Raw genomic sequence first — 21,147 nt, 5'->3', positions numbered from 1 at the left:
TTTATCTGTTAAATCAGTAATTATTCCCAGCCTGGGTTTTGTTTCAGGTTAGGATTTCGTTGAAGATCGCTTAAAGGAATTGGATAATAATAATTTCGCTCATTCCATTTTCGTGGAATTTCTTTCATCCAGGTAAGTTCGCCAGAACTACCGTTCTTCAACAATTGTGAATTGGCCGCACCACCAATGGTTGCAGAAACATCCACATAAGTTACACCTGCTACTCCAGGTGTTGGGCGTGTTCCCTGATAAAATGCAACATCCAGAATACCATCCTCATTTAAATCCATAGGAGTATTTAAAGCTGGCACGTAGAAACCGTTCCATTCTTGCTCCATCAAAGGGCCTCTTTTCCATCTCAATAAATCAGCATAACGCAGTCCTTCCAGGCTCAGCTCAATACCACGTTCTCTCCTGATCTCCAGTAAGGTGGCATCAGTAATTCCTGGAAAGTAATTGGTAGTTAAATAAGGATCAGCAAAGGTTGGCTTGATACTTAAGCCTCCGGTAATTCCAGCCCTCGATCGTAGTGCACCGATGGTCAAAGCCCACTCCGCGTCAGTTAAAGTACCCAGTTCGGCTTTTGCCTCAGCATAATTCAGCAATACTTCTGCATAGCGAAATAAGGCTATTGCATTGGTATTCAGGGCACCTGCATCAAAGTAAGTATCATCAAGTGTGTATTTGATCGGCTGGTAACCTGTAAAGGTATAAGAGAAAACTGGCGGCGCAGGCACTTGCTGCCCACTGCTTATTCTTTTATAGTCGCCTAAACGGATGGTTTGCTTCAATCTTAAATCACGATTTTTCACCTCATCTTTAAAAAGCATTGTACTATAAGCCGGATCGTTGGTATATGGTGTACCATCCAGTTTCAGGAAAGTATTAATAAAGGTGCGGGTAAAACTTGCTTTAGCACCGTAGGTACCACTGGTCCACCACCAATTGGCCTCATTTAATACGCCAAGGTTAACATCAGCAACAGCTGCCTGAAGCACTTCATTTGCCAACGGTGTATTGCTTGTAAATACCTGACGATAAGATACCCCCGCACCTCCAGCTGTATTAAGTGAATAACCACCCTTTTTGATAATCTCGTCGGCAGCTGAGGCAGCATCTTCCAGCCATTTGTTTGCCGTTGCACCCAAACTTAACTCGGTATGATATTTCCTGTACGTGCCTTCAAAAAGACAGATCCGGGATTTGTAGGCATAGGCTACCCATTTGGTAATTGTGGTTCTGCTGGCATCGTTGGTGGCCAGAATATTGGCGCAGGCAAAATTGATATCGGCCAGTACTGAATCCATAACCAGTTCTCTTTTATTTCTGCCTGCATTTAATGCCGGGTCGTCAATATCTAAAGGCTTGTTAATCCAGGGTACATCGCCAAAACGCTTTACCTTTTCCATATAAAAATAAGCACGGAAATAACGTGCTATACCCAGGTAGTTATTGCGAACTGTAGCTGACACGGCGGGATCGTTACAGTTTTCGATAAAATAATTAATGTTCCTTAAATCTCTCCAGGTCCAGCCAGAGCTGTTATTGGCGGCAAAACCACCCTCGCGGATAAAATCAGGAACGGACTTCACGGCCAGATAATCGGACATTGCATCCTGGCTGGTAGAATTCTTGGGAAGAAAATCCATGCCATAAAAGGAGTTGGTATATAATTTTAGTCCGTTCTCTGTACCGAAAACAGCTTTTTTAGAGGCTGTTGATTCTGGTTGCTGATCTAACTTTTTGCAGGCGGCCAAACTCAGGCAGGCCAAAAGAATCCAGATATATTGTTTTTTCATCATTTCTATTATTTAGTAATCCACAGCTTAAAAACCAATGTTTAATCCAAAGGAGTAAGATTTCATTAAAGGATAGTTATAACCATCACCATTTGTACTGTTTGGATTCAGGTCCTGATCTGAAGGCACGGCATTTTCTACATCGATGGTATGTTTTACAATTTTGTACATCGGCGAGTAGGTAAATAGGTTTTCACCCGAGAAAAACACCTTCGCACTGCGTGCACCAATCTTGTTTATCCATTTGGCTGGCAGGTTATATCCCACCTGAAGGTTTTTCATTCTCAGGTAAGCCACATTTTGCAGGTATTTTGTTTGCGCCACGCCAAGTGTACGGTTGGTATTACTCGATGCCGCCCTCGACATTGTTCTTGGGAAGTAGGCATCGGTGTTCTGTGGTGTCCACATATTGCCCAAATGAAAAGTTGGGATATTGTTATATGGCCTGTTATACTGCCCCCAGAACATTTCTGTTTCGGTGCTTGGGTACCATTGTTGTTTGCCTACCCCCTGGAAGAATACAGAAAATGAGATATTATGCCAGTCTGCACCCAGATTAATACCATAAAGATATCTTGGTGCCGAATTACCGATGATTTTTCTATCTCCGGATTTGCCCACTTTATTCTCGCCTACGTTGATAAAACCATCTCCATTCAGGTCTTTAAGTTTGATATCGCCAGGGAACCATTTACCTGTTGGAGATGCCCTCATCTGTGGATCCTGTTTGGCATGAGCTGCTATATCGGCATCATCAATAAAGAAACCTTCGGTTTCATAGCCCCAAATTTCTCCCAAAGTTTGTCCTTCGTAATAATCGCTCAATAACTTATCCGGATTATTGTATTTATCGATCTTGGTTTTGTTATCAGAAAGGGTTAGCCTCACATTATACCTGAAGGGCTTATCCGATCTTCCGATCCGGTCATTCCAGCCTACCGAAACTTCCCAGCCACGGGTTGTTAAGTCTGCATAGTTCCCTTTGGGAACATCGGCCCCAAACACTGCGGGTGGCGTAAGCCCGAAAGTAAACATATCAGTAGTTTTACGGACATAAGCATCTCCTGTGAATGTCAAACGGCCTGAAAGCATGGTCAGATCTAAACCAAAGTTGGTCGTGGTAGAGGTTTCCCAGGTTAAGCCATCTGGCAATACTGCCGGAATTTTGGTTGTTTGTGGTTTAACACCATTCAGAATAACATTGGATTGGCTGATATTGAAGATCTCCTGAAATGCGTAGGAAGCAATATTACCGTTTCCAAGAGATCCGTAAGAAGCCCTTAATTTTAAATCGGAAATAAATTTATCAGATACTTTCCAGAAAGGCTCTTTATTGATCCTCCATCCTGCTGAAACTGAAGGAAAAAATCCATAACGCTGATTTGAAGGGAATTTTGATGATCCATCATAACGTGCATTTACCTCTACCAGATAACGATCTTTAAAAGCGTAGTTTAACCTGGAGAAACCACCCAAAATAGCCCACTGCTCATATCCTCCACCTGTGTTGATTGATTGGCCCAAAGCGAGGTTGAGGTCTGTGGCGTCTTCAAAAATAATTCCATTTCGCTGAATGGCAACGCGGTTATAAGTAGATTGCTCATAATTGTAACCTGCCATTACTTTTAAATAATGATCAGCCCCGAAACGGTTTTCGAACTCGGCATAAATATTAGTGGCCAGGTAATTCGTTTCCCGTTTATCAAACAACAGATCGTTAGTGGTTGTCCCTACGTAGGCCGTTACGCCGCGTACATTGCTATAAGGCACCTGCACCCTTTTCTGGTCGATATCGTTATTGGTATTGCGAAAGGTAAAATCAGCATTTACCCTTAATTTATTGTTTAAAAAACTGCTTCGTAAGCCTGTAATATTCCTAAAAACCTGACGTCGGGTATCAATCCCGTTTTTGCCGTAGATAAAATCGCCAACGGTATATGCAGAGGCGAAAGTTAATGATCCATCAGGATTAAACAAAGGCATTGTTGGCTTTCCTTCGTCGGCAATGTTCCGCCATATACCGCCACCTTCACCAACGTTAATTGGATTGTGATAATTCATCACGGAGTAATCGGCATTGTTTTCGATACTCAGCCATGGAAAAACCTGAACAGCACCTCTTGCACGGATATTTTTCATATCATAATCATCGCTGTTGTATCTAAACAAACCGCCCTGATTTAAGAAACGTCCTGAAACCAGAAATGAAGCTTTATCACCACCACCACTTACCGACAGGTTATTTTCAAAGGCAGCAGTATTCTTTTTATACAGCTCGGCATAATAATCGGTGCTGCCATAATAAGTATATTCTCCTGTAGTTGGATTAACCTCGATCTGATTGTAAGGCTGACCAGATTCTGCTCTTTTCTTAAACTCATCAAGATATGCCTGCGAGAATTTCTGGGTTTTGTTCGCATTTTGAGGAAAAGCACCATCGCCATTTACAAAAGCTTCAGCAAACATTTTTGCCCAGGTGTAACCATCAGTTACATAATCTGGAACCTGCAATGGGCTTTTTATTGAGTAATTGGATGAATATGCAACACTTGTGCGCCCTTTTTCAGCTTTTTTAGTGGTGATCAGCACAACACCAAAAACACCCCGTGCACCATAAATGGCTGCAGAGGCAGCATCCTTTAAGATGGAGACACTCTCAACATCGTTGGGATTAAGCAGACTCGGGTCTCCCTCAAAACCATCGATCAGGATCAGCGCACTCCCACCCTGACCGATGGAAGTTGTACCCCTGATATTATAGCTGGGTGACTGGGTGGGCTTACCATCCATCATTTTCAGATTTAGATTTGGAAGAAGTCCCTGAAGCCCTTGTGTAAGGTTGGTAATCGGTCTGTTCTCAATGCTCTTAGAGGTAATCTGATCAACCGCCCCGGTTGCATTTTCTCTCTTCTGGGTGCCATATCCTACAACAATCACCTCGTTTAAACTTCCGGTCTCTCCTTTAAGGGTTACATTTAGGGTGATTGTTTCGTTGCTTTTCGCTACAACTTTATTTAAGGTTACAGCCGTGTAAGAGATGAAACTTACCTGAATATTGTAGGTTCCGTCCGGAACATTTATGCTAAAGCTACCATCAGGTTTGCTTTGTACAACTTTGTTTAATTCCTTGATCAGTATGCTTGCACCCGGAAGTGGGTCGCCCTTTTCATCAACGATCTTACCACTGATGGTTCCTGTGCCTTGCTTTTTTATAGCATGTACTGCATGATCCCAATAAATCGCAGCGTTTGCAGGTACTGAGATTACACCGGATAATAGACTTGCCAATGATACGCATAGCAAAAACTTCCGCTTAAGCAGTAAAGGTTTTTTCATGTTAATTAAAAATTAGTAATCGGTTCTAAACCGTTTTAGTTTATATTCTGGGTCCCTTAGAATGCTGGCAAAGCTACTCGACCTATGTAAACACTATATTAACTTACTTTAATTTTTAAAGCCGAAATGAATGAGGTGAGGAATGGGGAGATTGATTTTTTTATTTTAGGATTTAGCGGAGAGCGTTAGGGGTTTAGCGATAAACTACACTAACCGCCAAATGCTAAAGGTTTAACAAAAAAGATTGTGAGCTAAAAAAAGAAAGTGCCATAGGAGTTTCCTAAGGCACTTTCTGATTAAGGGTGAAATTCCTTGCTTTTGTCAGCGCGGATAAATTGGATATTCTTTGATATTTATTTTATTACGATTATCCTTTGTAAAATACCAAATTCAACGAAATATGGATCATGTCAGAAATCAGTTCATCCTTTAAATCGGAAAAGAAATTACCTGATTTGTAGGTAATGCCCCATTTTGTTCGGTCAATATCCATTTCAGCCTCAGCTTTTAAACCACTTCCATTAGGGCTAATTGTAGCCACAAATACCAGCGGTTTGGTCACCCCTTTTATGGTCAGGTCACCAGTTACCTGATATTGATTTACCTTACCCGTTGCTACAATAGACTTCACATTGATGTTAGCTGTAGGATATTGGGTAGTTGCAAAGAAATTACCCGCCTTGACTACCTGTTCAGATTCCCTGTTTTCGCGTGGCAGCAACTTGTCCACCGCAGTGATGGAAGTCATATTCATCACAAAATTGCCATTACGAAATTTCCCTTTTGCATCGGCATATAATACGCCCGAATTGAACAAAAGAAAGCCATTATGTCCACCATTAACCTTAGTAGCCTTCCAAAAGAGCTTGCTCATGTTCAAATCTAATTTGTAAACAATCGGCTTGCCAGCTGGCTGCTGCCTCGCCATAGTTGTATTGATCAGGCAGAACAGTATCGCCAAAACCACTACATATTTATTTTTTATGGGCTGGTTAATCAGCGCAATTTTAGGCCACCCGGCAACAGGCTTGCCTACCGAACTTTCCTTTTGCCGGGCAAAACCCGATAGGGGAAACATCATCGCCCGAAATAATAAAATAGTTTTTGTTTTCATAGGAACACAATTAGTCTGACAAATCTAATTTGGCCAGCGCATTCCATCACCAGTAATATTGTAAAAAGAATTGTAAAGAATGTAAATTCAATTTAAATGAGTAATGCTAGCCTTATAAAAGCTAGTGGATGATGAAATGAATGGCGGAGATATGATTGCTGATTGAATTATCCAATCATCACATTGCGGTGCTGGTACCTTGCCCATAAGTGATCAGCGATAGTGCGTAATTCGAACCACTTTGCGGACGAATTGATTGAATTAGGCGGTTATTCAAAAATTCTGGAGGAATAATAAGAAATGTATTAATCTCTTTTAGGACCATTAATTTCACTCGGCGTGATGCCAAATTCCTTTTTAAACACAAAATAAAAATGGGTTATATCTTCAAAGCCTAAATCAAGATAAATGTCGGTCGGTTTTTGCTTTTTTTCTTCAATGAGAAAACGGGCTTCTTCCAAACGTCTTTTTAACAGCCAACGATTGGGTGTTTCCTCGAATATAGTTTTAAAATCTCTTTTAAATGCAGATAAACTACGTCCCGTTAGAAATGCAAACCTTTCCATACTCACATTGAACTTGTAATTTTGTTGCATAAATTTTTCCAGGTCCAATCTTCCAGGAACGCCAAAATCAAAAAGAATGTCTGCCAACTCTGGATGTAATTGCAATAGAATGAGCAATAATTCTTCTCTTTTAATGGCTGAGAAAGTTGGGCTGATATTTCCCGAATTGTTATAGTACGGTTCTAACGACAACAAGAAGCTATTGATTAAATCATTTTTTTTCAGTTTAACAAATGCATCCTTTGAAATAAACTTTTTGAATACAATGGAGTGTTTTTTTTGAAATGCTTTTAAAAACACTTCATCAAAAAAAATGATCACTTTCTCGAACTCGTTATTGTCCCGTACTTTATTGTATCTGGCCAAATGATTTTTCCGGACAAGGCAACTTTCGCCCGGCTTCAACACATAATGTTTGTTGCCATCATAGCCATTCATCTTTCCTTTTGCCAGAAATACAAAGAAATGCTCGGCGATGAATTGTTCTGCCGAAAGTGCCGGACCTACGATGCAGGATTTTATTTCGGTTATTTTCATTTCGACAATTTAAAAATATCGTCTGCTTCCAAAATTTGTGTTGGATAACCTTTTGACACCGCATTAATCATCGCTTTCCCTACTTCAGAAAGTTTCAATGTTTTTGCCGGAAAAAATGGCGAGATCAGCGGGCCCAAAATTTTATAAATTGTCTTTACATTTTTCTGTCCTTTGCTTCCTGTCATTATTGCCGGACGAAAATTATACTGCCCCTTGAACGGCAGTTTCATCAATGCATTTTCGGTCCTTCCTTTTACCCTTGCCCACATTACTTTTCCTTTTTCTGTACTATCAGTGCGGTTCCCCGATACATAAATAAAAGTCATTCCAGGATTAATATCTGAAATTGTTGCGGCAAATGGAACTACAAAATCATAGGTCTTTTTAGTAAAGCTTTCCTCATTCTCGCCAACAGAACTTACGCCCGCGCAAAAGAAACATCCGTCGTAAGTTTTCAATAAATCCGAATGATTATTGATTTCCGAAAAATCTTTTAAAATCAATTCTTTCAGTTTTGGATGGCTTTTATCATAGTGTTTTCTTCCAATGATAAGCACTTCGCTTACCACAGGATGATCTAAGCATTCGAAAAGTACGCCTTCGCCCACCATTCCGGTGGCACCTGTTATGATTACTTTCATACGTTTACAATTTTTAAATCGATGAGACTATTTGCAGTAGCTAATATAGCTTCTTCATTGCTTTTTGGCTTCCATCCCAACAATGTTTTTGCCTTTTCGTTGCTGGCTTCTTTTATTAGCCCTAAATGGGGCACTATCATTTTAAGTTTTGGAATGAAAACCGACAATAACTTTACCAACCAATTAGGCCATTCTTTGGTTGGTACTTTACTTGCCATATCGCCTAAGTTTTTTCTAAGAATTTTAGCGATGTCCAATACTGAAATGCTTTCTCCGGCTACGGCAATAAAACGCTGACCAAGAGCCTGTGGCATCGTCATTGCCTTAAAATGCAGTCAGCTACATCGCGTACATCTACATAACCAAAACTCATTTTAGGGCATCCGCTTACTTCGCCATTGAGCATCTGTTTAATGGTTTGGATGGAATGGGAATAATCATCAGCCAGCACAGGCCCCAGAACACCAGTCGGGTTGACCACGGAAAGTTCCATGCCCGCTCCTTCATTTTTGATGAAATCCCAGGCCGCTTGCTCCGAAATGGTCTTAGAACGCTGGTAAGGTGCAACAGTCTCGTTGATGACCGTCCAATCTTCCTCGGTGTAAGGTGTTGTTTTTGTTGTTCCCATACCTACAGCACCGAAAGCAGATGTAAGTACCACTCTTTTTACACCTGCTTTTTTAGCAGCACGTAGTACAAACAGCACACCATTTTTTGCAGGAACCACAAAATCATCTTCTGTTTTTGCATCGGTATTTGGTGTGGGTGAAGCCACGTGGATAACATACTGGCATCCTTCGACGGCTTTCTTCCAACTGCGCTCATTTTGCAAATCGGCTTCCACAAAAGCTAAGTTTTCAAAAGAGTTGATACCCCCTTCTTTCAGCATTTGTTTGACCAACTCTGATTTGTGAAGGGAACGCAGCGTTGCTCTTACCTTGAAACCATTCTTCAATAAGGTAATCATGCAATAAGAAGCTATAAAACCCGATCCACCTGTAACTAAAACTGTTTCTTTATTTTCCATTTTTGAAGTTTTGATAAGACAAAGTTCAACGATAAAAAAGTCAAAAAGCTTGTTATAAGGTCCAAATTTACTTGCTGTAAAGGTCAGCATTTGATAGCTGATCACAATCCGAATAGAACCTAGTATTGCAATAATGAGAAATTATGGGTTTCCTTTTCTAAAGGATATAGATGACCAGCATCGAATCAAGAAATAGATTAATAAGAAACTATTTTTGCATCCTAAGTGCCAATATGGAGCTCGAAACCCAAACGGGTCTCCATCGCTTTTATTCAATGGTTTGAAAATAGTCTAAAAACAGAAAGTACTTTAAGATCTATTAAAGGCCCAACGGAGCAAAAGTTCAAATCAGCAATAAATTCATTGCTGATTTGCTGAAAGTCATCAAGGCGAAACATCAATATCTCATTAAAATTTTTGTTGCCTATGCCAACCGCTGGTTTATAATTTTTTTCTAATGTATGAAAAGCCATAGCACCCCATCACTAAAAGGGCTATCAGCCCAAGGCTATCCAGGCACGACATGATATATTGATACTCAGACCTGGGTGCACGGCCTGGGCTTACGGCTCTTTCTCTGAAAGCAGCAGAGAAGGAAGTAAATATGACTTGAGCACATTGGGTAGAGATTTGAGATCAGGAGGCGATATACGATTATTAGTCCGACACAAAAGAGTGAAATTTTTCTTAAATGGTAAACAGCTGTTTACCACCGCCTATAAAAACACAATTGGAAAAGTTTCTGGATTGAATTTTACATTCGGAGGCATTGGAGAATTAAGAGACATCTCGCTAAGGGATCTGAACACTGGTGAAACTTTTTAATTACCGGTATTTATAGCCAAAAAAGGATTGACCAGTTTCATTGAAATATCAAAATTACGATCCAGATTCAAAAAATGTTAAGTGGAAAATCCAGGATAAAAAATGATATAGCATTTAGCCGTGTTTAAGTAAGCCACAGTTAATATGCTGTTTATATAAGGTAAAATCGAGCCAACCAGTTGTTTAGCAACTATTAATTTTGTTTAAAGCTGAAACCAGTACAGCTTTTACCATTAAAACATATGTAGGGGAAGATATCAATAATGACTACAATGGCGCAATTTTATCCGGAAATGAACATGGCTAAGGCCTTTAATGATAGAAATAGTTAATCGCCAGATTTTCTGGCTCAGCGTCATTACCGCTTCTCTATCATCAGAATAATGTTAATCAATAAAACCAACAGGCATTAGAGAATAACGACACATTAATGCAGATGATTAAGTAGAAAAAATTAAGATGAAAAGAAAATGGTTAACTGTTATATTAATCTTGTTAGCGACTAATGTTGTTTTTGCGCAAGCAAAGTTGTCTGTACAGGGTATCTATCAAGTATCCGATCTTAATTTTTCGATTGCGGGAACACCAGCAGGTAGTGGCCCTAATGTTTTTTCTGAGTTAAAATGGCAGAATGTAGTTCAAAAAGGATATGGATTTAATCTGCAAACAATATTTTTTAAAAAAAATATCGCTGATTTTCAGTTTAATAGTCTTTTTATAAAATCAGGTACCTTATCCGATATCGATTATGCATCTGACAACCGCACGGATATATTTTCTAGCTATTATGGCGTTACAGCAGGTTTCAACCGAAACATCACCGCAAGTTTAGGTTATCAAATTTTCAAGGGCGAAACTTTTAGCATAACAGCAAAGGCTGGCTACCTGGGCCAGTTCCAGAAAAATTATATTTTGAATGCTAAGGAGACTGGACTAACATCAGACCCTTCGGTATATATAGAAAACCTGAACTCCTATTACAGAACCAATTGGAATGGCTTCGGGCCAACAATATCTTTTAAGTTAATCCCCTTTAAAGCATTTGAGGTTAGTTACAATTTAGCCGGCTATTACGTCAAAAACAAAGGATATGGCAACTGGAACCTCAGGGAAAACCTGGCAAAACCAAAAAGTTATCTACACCAGGCAAAGGGATATATTCTCAACACAGATGTGGAAATGAAATACATTTACAATGAGAAGTGGGATATTGGGATTGGAACAAGTTACCGCTATGGTATTGCCAAAAAAGGCACAGATGTATTGTTGTTCAACAATAATACCAGCAGTACAACCCGTCTTAATGAAGTAGAGTTTGAAGCCCTCTCTGTAGCGGCATCTATCGGTTATAGGTTTTAGCTATTTCATCCACCCTATAATAAAACCAATTACATCAGAAGCCATTTTCAATGCTCATTGAAGTTGTATAATTGTCAATTTGTGGTAATTACATGTTAATATTCAGCCAGTTATAAGTTTAGTATTTATTAACTTCGTTTAGTAAAAATAGAAAGCTGAGGCTATTTTGTGTTTTCATTAAGGTGAAAAAAGGGGAAATGGATTTAAACAGCAGACAACCTTAGTCAATAAGAAACTTCTATAGGTTGTCAAATGAAAAGTGGATTGGGATGCTTGCATATCATTAAGCAAAAAAAATTCTATCGCAATTATAAATTAATCTATAAACTAAACCTTAATTAAAAAAGCAATGAAAAAAAACTATTTAAACTTTTTTATGGCAGCACTCTTGTCTGTTTCAGCCCTAAGCTGTAAAAAGCAAAATGCCGTGACTAACGAAGTGGTTGATGCAAACAGATCTGCAAAAATGCATACCTTTAATTTCGACGGCAATAACATTCAGATCAAAGAAGACAACGGAGTATATTATCTCGCCGATGATATCACACTTAGTAAAGAACAGTTTAATCTAATAAAAATTAACAGCAACAAAAACGTATCTACCTCAGAGCGGGCACTGGTAATAAATGCTTTAGCTAAGCGCTGGCCAGGTGGTATAGTTTATTATAACTTATCGGGTCTGGGTGCCGATACAGCTGCTTCTCTAAAGGCGATGGCATATATTAGCAGGGTTTCTCCGGTAACATTTGTGCAAAGAACTACTCAGGCCAATTACATTAATTTCATGAAGTCCACTGGTAATACTTCGCCAATAGGAATGATCGGTGGGGCACAGACCGTGAATTTGGTAAATTATAATACTATCGGCATCATTATCCACGAAATATTCCATTCATTGGGCGCAAATCATGAAATGTGCCGCCCAGACCGAGATGATTATATCATTGTGAATTATGACAACATTGATCCAAGTGGTGCATACAACTATAATAAGGTTTCGGCAACAAGTTATACAACTATTGGTACTCCATTAGATATCGAATCAATTCTGATGTACGCCGCAGATCCAATCGGAAGTCCCCAAAAGATAACGAAATTAGATGGATCTCGTTATGAGACCTGCTTTCCTTCACCAAACATGAGCCCTGCAGATATTGCAGGCATCAACCACATGTATACCGGTTTTACATATGTTGGCTTACCTGCAAATACTAATTATGAAATTTCTACAGCATTGGATATTACCAAGGTGCTGAACGTATCCGGGAATTACACGGCAGATGGTACGCAGGTCATTTTATGGACAGATGTAAACACCAGTAACGGAAGGTGGAATGTGACCAAAAATGCCAGTGGTTATTATATATTATCGCCGTTAAATGCACCAGGAAAGGTACTTACCGTAGTGGGTGGTGGTATCGCGAATGGTACTAAACTTGAAATTAGAACAAACACAGGTACAACCTCTCAGCAGTTTAATATCTTCCCGGTTGAGGGTGGTTATTATATCATTTCTCCACGCAATGTACCATCCAAAAATATTGATATTCCGGGTAGTGCAACCGCAAACGGAACCCTGCCTGGCCTTTGGGGTTATGGTGGTGCCAACAATCAAAAATTCAAATTTAGTACATTTTAAAAAAGATTAAATAAGGTAAAGCCCGATTCGTAATAAGAATCGGGCTTTTATAATCAATTTTTGCTAAAGAAAAGTTAACAATAAAACGTTGCCACATCAATATGTAACCAATGCTTCTTTCATGGAGCCACATATCGGGAGTAACGAGGAGTGAAACTACGCCATGATAAGCCGAAAGATGCATTTCAGTTATATTAATTGCCTTCTGATCACCAGGAGCGAAACAATCTGATAAAAACATAAAGCCAAAGCCCATACCTTAAAACATTCGCTTTTAAAGACCTGCAAATACAATTTAGACAACGGGAACTATCTGGATCCCATCAAAAATAAAATCTTAATATTTTGCATAGGTCTAACTGTGAAATTTGATCAACAAAAACTACGGCATTAAATAATTCATAAAAACAATAATTACAATTTCAAAATAAATGATGTTACGAAAGTTTTTTTCCTTAATTATATTCCTTTGTACAGTTACAGTTTCCCTTGCACAACAGAAAAAAAATGTATTGGTTATTATTACTGACGACCAGACCTATCAAACTATCCATGCTCTTGGAAATAAAGAAATTGTGACACCTACTATGGATAAATTGGTAAAAAATGGAACTTCCTTTACCAACGCACACATCATGGGTGCACTTAATGGAGCGGTATGCCAACCGAGCCGGGCCATGATCCTATGCGGTAAAACACTTTTTCATATCCGAAAAGACGGCGCTTATATTCCTGAATCGGACATTACTTTTCCGCAATTGTTTAAAGAAAATGGGTACCTCACTTTTCAAACAGGTAAATGGCATCAGGATACAAAATCATTAAACCGTTCTTTTGCCGCAGGCGAAAATATTCACATAGGCGGCATGAACCCTCCTGATAATGGTGGGCAATACCGGCCGGAATTATTTCATTACGATACGACCGGCAAATATGACAAGCCTTTTTGGGGCGATAATTATTCCTCCATCCATTTTGCGGATGCTGCAATTGATTTTATTGACAAACAGAAAACCTCTACCCAGCCGTTTTTAATGTACCTGGCATTTACCTCTCCCCACGACCCACGTACGCCACCAACCTGGTATGGACATAGCTATTCAGCCAAAGATGTATCTCTACCTGCCAATTATCTCCCTGAGCATCCTTTCGATAATGGAGAACTTCGGATCAGGGATGAAACACTTTTGCCCTTTCCCCGGACTAAAGAAGCTGTAAAAACAGAAATTGCCAAATATTATGCAATGGTGAGCGAGGTAGATTATCAGATCGGCCGTGTTATGGATGCCTTGAAAATTGCAGGTAAAGATAAAAACACCATTATTGTACTGGCCGGGGATAATGGATTATCAGTCGGTCAACAGGGATTGTTGGGAAAACAGAACCCTTATGAATCATCGATAAGGGTACCATTGATATTTAGCGGTCCTGGCATTCCAGCAAACAAAAGAGAAAATGCTATTGTGTATTTGAATGATATTTACCCAACGCTTTGCGAACTCACCAATATCGATATCCCTAAAACTGTGGGAGGTCAGTCTTTGGCTAAAGCCTTTAGTGATACTGGTTTTCAGGGTCACGATTTTGCTTTTTTTGCTTATCGTAACCTCCAACGTGCCTATGTAAAAAACAATTTTAAACTTATTCTTTACAATGTAAAAGGCCAGCATCCGGTGCAGCTTTTTAATTTAAAAACAGACCCATTAGAAATGCAAAATCTGGCGGAAAACGCAGGATATAAACAGAGAGTAGTTGAAATGACCGCAGCGCTTAGTTTGACCATGAAACAACTAAATGACTTCTGCGATTTAGATAAGCCAGATTGGGGCGCACCTAAAAAGTGGACTGGCGTAGATATAAACAACCTTAACCCGTAATTTGACTTTTACAAAAAGGGGATCGAAAATCAAACTGGTTAAAAAGGTACCGAATTATTAACGGTGCCTAATGCCAGTGGCTTCACCATAGCCCGAGAAGAAAGAAACGCCTTTGGTAACCCCTCCTTTTTCGAGCATTTTTACAATGATGCTTCCGCCCATGATCGAGCCTTCCAATACATACAAGGCGCTCAGTGCCTGCACTGCATTTTCGATTTGTGGTACAATATTTAGCCACCTAAAAAAGAATTTGTAGCAGGGCTTTTTACACATCAAGGAAAATGCATTGACAAGGCCAAAAATCAATTAATCGGAGGTTTAGATCCCACTTGTCATAATACAAGTCAATTCACAAAAAAAAAGTGCTTCAATCCTGAAAGCGCTATTTTAGATAAAAGTGCAGACCAGTAGGTTTGCAGCGCAAAACTAAAAAATCCAAAGTGAATCTACATGATTAATTACCTAACAATGTAAAAGGGAGAAAAATATGACGGCCTTAATTCTGGGAATATTTCCCTCTCAGAGAAAGAAGCGACATGCTTTTGGAAAATAAAATACCACGGGTTGCGAAACTCTTCAAGGGACAACAGCATACTAACGATCAAGACATCACGTTTCTCTGTGTTGTTATTACTTCAATCGAAAATGCGTGAGTGGGTGCAGCGACATCCTCCCGCAGGAAGATACAGCGAAAGACGCGACTCGCTATAGGCATGCCAAAAAAACATCCAGCGTTCACTAGCTGATTACACTCCTTTTAAGGATCTAACCAAATTACGCTTCCTGAGTCGATGCGATATCCCTTGCCTGAATTCGTTCTTACAGTATTTTGGCATAAAATATCTGCATCTACCCATCCATCATTATTTTTTTGTTGCCACTCTGGCCCCCAGGAATTGTGTAATTTAAACACATCTTTTTTAGTATTTCCATTTTTAACCTGCTTAAAGCCAGAGACAACTAGCGAATGTGACATACTGCATCCTTCGCCTTTATCCTGTGAAATACATAGTGATGGGAAAAGGACTGGTTTTCCAAGTTTTAATCCTTTTAAGATCTGCTTTTTGACATCATCGGGTGAGACATTCATTGAATCTAAAGGAAATGCAGCAGCACTAAAACCCGGTGGAAATAATTCTCTTTTACAATCGCTAAAAAATAATGTAAATAAAAAATGGTCAAAATCTTTTTTAGTCAGAGCTGTTTTAAGCGTTTTTTGATTAAAATTCAAATTTACGTAAGCATTAAGTTTTTCAACTTCATCGCTACAGTCTTTTATTTTTACCAGGTCGCCATCTTTTAACTTCCCAAAAATATTTTTCAGATAATTAAAGAATTCATCTCTTTTGATTAGTCCGTTCCTACCATTTAAGCTAAATTCTTTTGTCAGGTTTTCAAAAGGATTACAACTCTCCAATATTAAACTATTGTAGTACTTCACGCCCAGATCATTGATAACATCATTCATCCCTCTTCCGCTTTTTTGATTGGGCTGAAAGGTATAATCCTCATCTGCGGCCTGATTTGTATAAGCCATCAACCCAAAATAGGATATGGCCATATCAGCAGGAGGATTTTTACAATCAGGGATATCACTTTTCCATTTTTGGCAAGTGTAGTGCTGCAATATTGCAGCTAAACTAAAAGCCTTACAATCTCCAATATCATCCTGAGTTTTGTAAGCAGGCATGTTGGCTATTTCTATTTTTGTACCTGCCACCTCCTGGTAAATAATTGCTGGCTTTAAGATTGCGTAACTCAGGTTATCCCCCTCACAATAAATTGGTGCAAACGGATTTGTATAGCCATCAAATCTAACATTTTCAGGTTCTGTAGTTATTGAATTTAAATAGATCGGTGCCGGATTTTCTTTTTCATAAACTTCTTTTTCTTTGGTGACGATGTTTTGCTCCCAACTGCGTTTTAAGGCCATCAATTGATAAAAACCATCTTTACGTATTTCAAAATCATGACCGAACTGCTGAGAAAGCTGTCCCTGCCCTAACTGCTGTAACTGCTGCCGGTAGAGTACGGCAATTTCGTCCGGATACATCGGCATAACCTTGTGATTTATCCATTGCCCATTTTCGCTGTGCATACGCATCAGGTGAAATGTTTCCATATCATAGTGGTACAATGTCGGGCCACCTAGGTATTCCTTGCCCCAAAAAGCATAATAACCCTGATTCTCGTGTGAAAATATCATGGTTTCTTCGCACAATCCATTTTCACAGACCTTTATGATAAAACCATTGTATTTTTTATCTCTATAGAGTTCGGGGATAAAAACCAGATTTTCCTTGTTCCAGGTCTCCAGCAAAGCAGGCGTACAGATTCCTGCCGTGTTTTCTGAAATGAAATATTTCCTGTGTAGCTTTAAGAAGGTTTTAGGTTTAGAAATATTCAATTCTGTTTCGAAAAACCTTAACCCATTCTCCGCACGTTTAAATCTTCTTAAATTAGCTATGGACACAAATTTATTCGCATCTGCAGCGCTGCCCGCGGAGTTCTTGTCAAAAGCCCAAACTGCATTGGGAAGTAAAACTGCCCCCGCGGCTAAAAAACTATTTTTAATAAAGTCTTTTCTGTCCATAGTTCAAGTTATTTTTTGATATTGTTCCTGGAGTGTGCCAGCAAAAACAGTTGCCATGTAGCCTTTTTTTTATCTTCCTTTCATCGCCTGATCATATTTAACCTCACCTTTCCTTCCTCCCACCCAGCGTAAAAATAGCATACACACTATGTCTGATCACATAAAGGTAACGAATGGTCTGCATTTCCTTTAAACAAAAATCTTCGGCCAATCTCCAGTCCGGCCTACGGTATTTCCCACGTTACAACTTAAAACGACTATCGTTCTTACCAAGAGATCCTGTATATTCCAAACTAATATTTTACCCATCTAAATAACAAAAGTTAGCATATTTTAATCCAAATGACCCGCTTTTTAACAAGTTGGTCTTCACTGGCAAGAGAAACCGATGTTTTATCATATTTTCGACTATTAATTCTATAGATTTTATATACTTAATAAAGATGATTATTCCTTCACGCCTTTGTTACCTCAGCAAATTAAATTATTCATGCTGATTGATCTCCTACTCCCACCTCGTAAACATCATTTAGTCAAATACTGATTAAATAAATAACCAGTACAGTTAACGATAAACTTTATCAGGGAAAATTTCCCTTTCCACTCATTATGCAAAAAAAATACCCAATAATTATTATCAACGACCTGAGACATCATTTTTTCAGTCCAGGTAAAACCATCACAACCTTAATCTTTTTAGTGTGCCTCAGTCTTTTTGCCAATGCACAGCGAAAGATTTTAAACGGCCAGGTTTTAGACGAAAAACAGTTACCCTTAATCGGCGCCGTAATCAAAATCAAAGGGACTAACAAGGCTACAAGTACAGATACACAAGGAAAATTTAGCCTGCAGGCCAATGCTCAGGATAGCATAAGTATCGCATTTGTGGGCTATAAAACCCTTAGCCGGTTGGTTGGTGATATTTCTAACCTAAACATTAGCCTGCAACCAGATAATGCAACACTCAATGATGTGGTTGTTGTTGGTTATGGTACCCAAAGTAATGCAAAAGTAACAGGTGCTATTGCCACAGTAAAGATGGATGATGTTTTACGCGACAGGCCGGTGAGCAGTACAACCCAATTGCTGCAGGGAACAGTGCCTGGACTGCAGGTGAGTGTAGGCAGCGGCAAACCGGGTACAGTTGGTTCCATCAATTTGCGTGGCGCTACCAGTTTGAATACGAGCGGAAACAGCATTAATCTTTCCGGGCCATTGGTATTAGTAGACAATGTACCGCTTAATGGCGATTTAAGTCAGCTCGATCCTCAGGACATCGAAAGCGTAACAGTATTAAAAGATGCAGGATCTGCTGCCATTTACGGAGGCCGCTCGGCATTCGGGGTAATATTGGTGACCACAAAAAAGGGGAAAATTAATCAAAAACCCCAGTTTAATTATAGCAACAACATTATTTTGGCTAGTCCAACCAACCTCCCAGATCAGGCTACGCCAGAGCAGTTCTTACAATCTTTAAAAGACATGGGAACCGTGGGCTACTGGTCGTTACAAAACGTTGATACCTGGATACAGGTTTACAACGAAGCGAAAGCCAACCCCGATAAATATCCAAACGGACTCGCAAACGTGGGTACAACAGTTTATCCCGTTCGGGCGGGAAGCCTAATTGATGGCTACCTGGCTAAAAACGTACCCCAATTTCAGCATAATTTTTCAGTAACCGGCGGAACTGATAAAATTACTTATCGTTTGGCTTACGGCAGTGCAAATGAAAAGGGAGTTGTGGTTCCAGAAGCAAAACAGGATTACTATAAACGTTATAATATTAAATCGTTCATTAATGCCGATATAAACAAATGGTTAAGTACCCAGTTAGATGCGCAATATTTTAATTCGATTACCTCTACCCCATCGAATATGCCCTTTGGCATCTCTTTACCATTAATATCGCCAGATGCAACCATACCAGCCTCTAACGGTGTAGTCGGCATAAACGGCATACCCAGATATATTGTATTAAATGGTTCACCCAACCTCAATAAAAGTGATGATATCAGACTTACTGGCCGTGCGATCCTCAAACCCATCAGCGGACTTACGATTACTGGCGAGTACACTTACGATAAGCTGAACAATAATGTGACCAATTACAATAAAGCCTTTCAAACAGTGAGTCCGTATAATTTTCAGGAACAAACCAGTGGAAACGGCACTTATCAGTTATTTAATGGAGGAACCATATATAATGCATTAAATATTTTTGGTAACTACACAAAATCATTTGGTCATCACAATTTTTCGCTGCTAGCTGGCTTTAATAAAGAAGAAAGCATTTATCAGGCTACAGATGTATCAAGAAATGGCATGATTTCGAGCGAATTTCCATCGCTGGTAAACGCAACTGGCCCAATAAATACCTCAAATAGCTATTCAGCATTCTCCTTAACAGGTCTTTTCTGGAGATTAAACTACGATTACAAAAACAAATATCTGCTTCAATTAAATCAACGGTATGATGGTTCTTCAAAATTTCCAGAAAATCATCGCTTTGGTATTTTCCCCTCCGCTTCAATCGGTTGGGTAGTATCTGAAGAAGATTTTTTAAAGCAACATGCTAAATGGCTGTCTAACTTCAAATTAAGAGCTTCGCTTGGTGAGGTGGGGAATCAGAATATTGGCGCATATAAATTTATCCCAACATTTACCTCCTCTCAGCCTCATTGGTTAAATGGAGCAGGGTCATATTTAACCTCCTTAGGCGAACTTAATTTAATCAGCTCTGATTTTACCTGGGAAACTGTACGCACCCTAAACCTCGGTATAGATTTTGGCTTTTTAAACAACAGGTTAAGCGGAAGTTTTGACTGGTTCACCAGAGATACCAAAAATATCCTTGCCGAAGGTGCCATTTCTTTACCTGCTGTGCTGGGCACGGGTGCGCCGCTACAAAATACCGCAAGTCTACGCTCAAAAGGTTATGAAGTTAATGTTTCATGGCAGGATAAAATCGGTAAAGATTTGAGCTATTACATTGGTGCTAACCTCTACGATTTTACCTCGAAGATTACCAAATTTGGCGGAAACGACAATAATTTCCTTAGCTACTATTACGTTGGCCAGCAATTAGGCGAAATCTGGGGCTATACAACCGACAGGCTTTACACCGTTGATGATTTTGTACCTGGAAGCTTAAAAGCAGATCTAACTGGCGGCGCCTTAAAACCCGGTGTCCCTACCTATCAGGGGATCTTGCCAAATCCAGGCGACGTACTTTTAAAAGACCTGAATGGTGATGGTAAAGTTTTTGAAGGCTTAAGAACGACCAGCGATCCGGGTGACCGTACCATCATTGGCAATAATACCTTACGCTACCAGTTTGGCATAAACGGTGGATTAAGCTATAAAAATTTCGATTTCAGCTTCGTACTACGTGGCGTGGGCAAACGTCAATACTTTATGGCCACTACGCTTACCGCACCAAATTATGGTGGTTTTTCTACTGTTGTGGCCAATACGCTCGATTATTGGACGCCCAATAACCTTAATGCTCATTACGCCAGACTTTACGATAAAGCCACTGGTAACCAAAGCTACAATCAAAACACCATACAAAGTCGTTATCTGTTAAATGGCGCTTATTTGCAGATGGCCAATTTAGCATTGGGCTACAACCTGCCAAAATCGTTACTGAGCAAATTGCACATCAATACTTTCAGGTTGTTTTGCAGTGTAGAAAATCCTTTCAACTTTAACCATTTACCCAAGGGTTTAGACCCCTCATTAACTAACCTCGGTTCTGGCATGGGTTATCCTTTTTTAAGAAAAACCTCTTTCGGTATAAATACTACATTTTAATAAAAGATAAAGATTTTA

12 protein-coding genes and 2 pseudogenes are annotated in these 21,147 nt (G+C 39.4%); 4 read left to right on the top strand and 10 right to left on the bottom strand.

The window, feature by feature from the left end; genetic code table 11:
* Positions 1-20: 20 nt before the first annotated feature.
* The 7 genes and pseudogenes from CA265_05450 to CA265_05420 form a co-directional block, all read right to left on the bottom strand.
* Positions 21-1,799: a RagB/SusD family nutrient uptake outer membrane protein gene (locus CA265_05450; protein ARS39147.1), complete on the bottom strand. Its 1,779-nt coding sequence runs from the start codon at positions 1,797-1,799 to the stop codon at positions 21-23.
* Between the two features lie 27 nt (positions 1,800-1,826).
* Positions 1,827-5,135 carry a SusC/RagA family protein gene (locus CA265_05445; protein ARS39146.1) on the bottom strand — a complete coding sequence of 1,103 codons (3,309 nt, stop codon included), beginning with the start codon at positions 5,133-5,135 and terminating at the stop codon, positions 1,827-1,829.
* Between the two features lie 367 nt (positions 5,136-5,502).
* A complete protein-coding gene (locus CA265_05440; GenBank protein ARS39145.1) occupies positions 5,503-6,249 on the bottom strand; it encodes a hypothetical protein in 747 nt (248 codons plus the stop codon).
* A gap of 305 nt (positions 6,250-6,554) precedes the next feature.
* Entirely contained in the window at positions 6,555-7,352 is a 798-nt protein-coding gene (locus tag CA265_05435) for an AraC family transcriptional regulator (protein ARS39144.1), read from the bottom strand.
* On the bottom strand, positions 7,349-7,993 hold the full coding sequence (locus tag CA265_05430; GenBank protein ARS39143.1) for a nucleoside-diphosphate sugar epimerase: 645 nt from the start codon (positions 7,991-7,993) through the stop codon (positions 7,349-7,351). Before CA265_05430 ends, CA265_05435 begins: the two co-directional genes overlap by 4 nt.
* A pseudogene (locus CA265_05425) lies at positions 7,990-9,020 on the bottom strand (epimerase). Before CA265_05425 ends, CA265_05430 begins: the two are co-directional and overlap by 4 nt.
* A 272-nt stretch (positions 9,021-9,292) precedes the next feature.
* Complete coding sequence (locus CA265_05420; GenBank protein ID ARS39142.1) at positions 9,293-9,493, bottom strand: hypothetical protein; 201 nt, start codon at positions 9,491-9,493, stop codon at positions 9,293-9,295.
* A gap of 811 nt (positions 9,494-10,304) precedes the next feature.
* Here CA265_05420 and CA265_05415 point away from each other — a divergent pair.
* Both CA265_05415 and CA265_05410 read left to right on the top strand, forming a co-directional pair.
* Positions 10,305-11,204 (top strand): hypothetical protein, encoded by a 900-nt coding sequence (locus tag CA265_05415; GenBank protein ID ARS39141.1) that lies wholly within the window; start codon positions 10,305-10,307, stop codon positions 11,202-11,204.
* A 349-nt stretch (positions 11,205-11,553) separates the two neighbouring features.
* Complete coding sequence (locus tag CA265_05410; protein ID ARS39140.1) at positions 11,554-12,843, top strand: hypothetical protein; 1,290 nt, start codon at positions 11,554-11,556, stop codon at positions 12,841-12,843.
* Here CA265_05410 and CA265_05405 read toward each other — a convergent pair.
* On the bottom strand, positions 12,830-13,099 hold the full coding sequence (locus CA265_05405; GenBank protein ID ARS39139.1) for a hypothetical protein: 270 nt from the start codon (positions 13,097-13,099) through the stop codon (positions 12,830-12,832). The genes CA265_05410 and CA265_05405 overlap by 14 nt on opposite strands.
* Before the next feature lie 175 nt (positions 13,100-13,274).
* On the opposite strand from CA265_05405, the gene CA265_05400 reads away from it, so the two are divergent.
* Entirely contained in the window at positions 13,275-14,720 is a 1,446-nt protein-coding gene (locus CA265_05400) for a hypothetical protein (protein ARS39138.1), read from the top strand.
* Positions 14,721-14,795: 75 nt separating this feature from the next.
* On the opposite strand, the pseudogene CA265_05395 reads toward CA265_05400, so the two are convergent.
* Both CA265_05395 and CA265_05390 read right to left on the bottom strand, forming a co-directional pair.
* Positions 14,796-14,945, bottom strand: a pseudogene (locus tag CA265_05395) (heme oxygenase).
* Positions 14,946-15,477: 532 nt separating this feature from the next.
* The gene (locus tag CA265_05390) at positions 15,478-17,313 is read right to left on the bottom strand and encodes a hypothetical protein (protein ID ARS39137.1); all 1,836 of its coding nucleotides are present in this window, start codon (positions 17,311-17,313) and stop codon (positions 15,478-15,480) included.
* A 609-nt stretch (positions 17,314-17,922) separates the two neighbouring features.
* On the opposite strand from CA265_05390, the gene CA265_05385 reads away from it, so the two are divergent.
* A complete protein-coding gene (locus CA265_05385) occupies positions 17,923-21,129 on the top strand; it encodes a hypothetical protein (protein ID ARS39136.1) in 3,207 nt (1,068 codons plus the stop codon).
* Positions 21,130-21,147 lie beyond the last annotated feature (18 nt).

The organism is Sphingobacteriaceae bacterium GW460-11-11-14-LB5, from assembly GCA_002151545.1.
Lineage (GTDB): Bacteria > Bacteroidota > Bacteroidia > Sphingobacteriales > Sphingobacteriaceae > Pedobacter.
The sequence above is the reverse complement of the archived record's forward strand: the minus strand, read 5'-3'. Positions and strand labels throughout refer to the sequence as shown.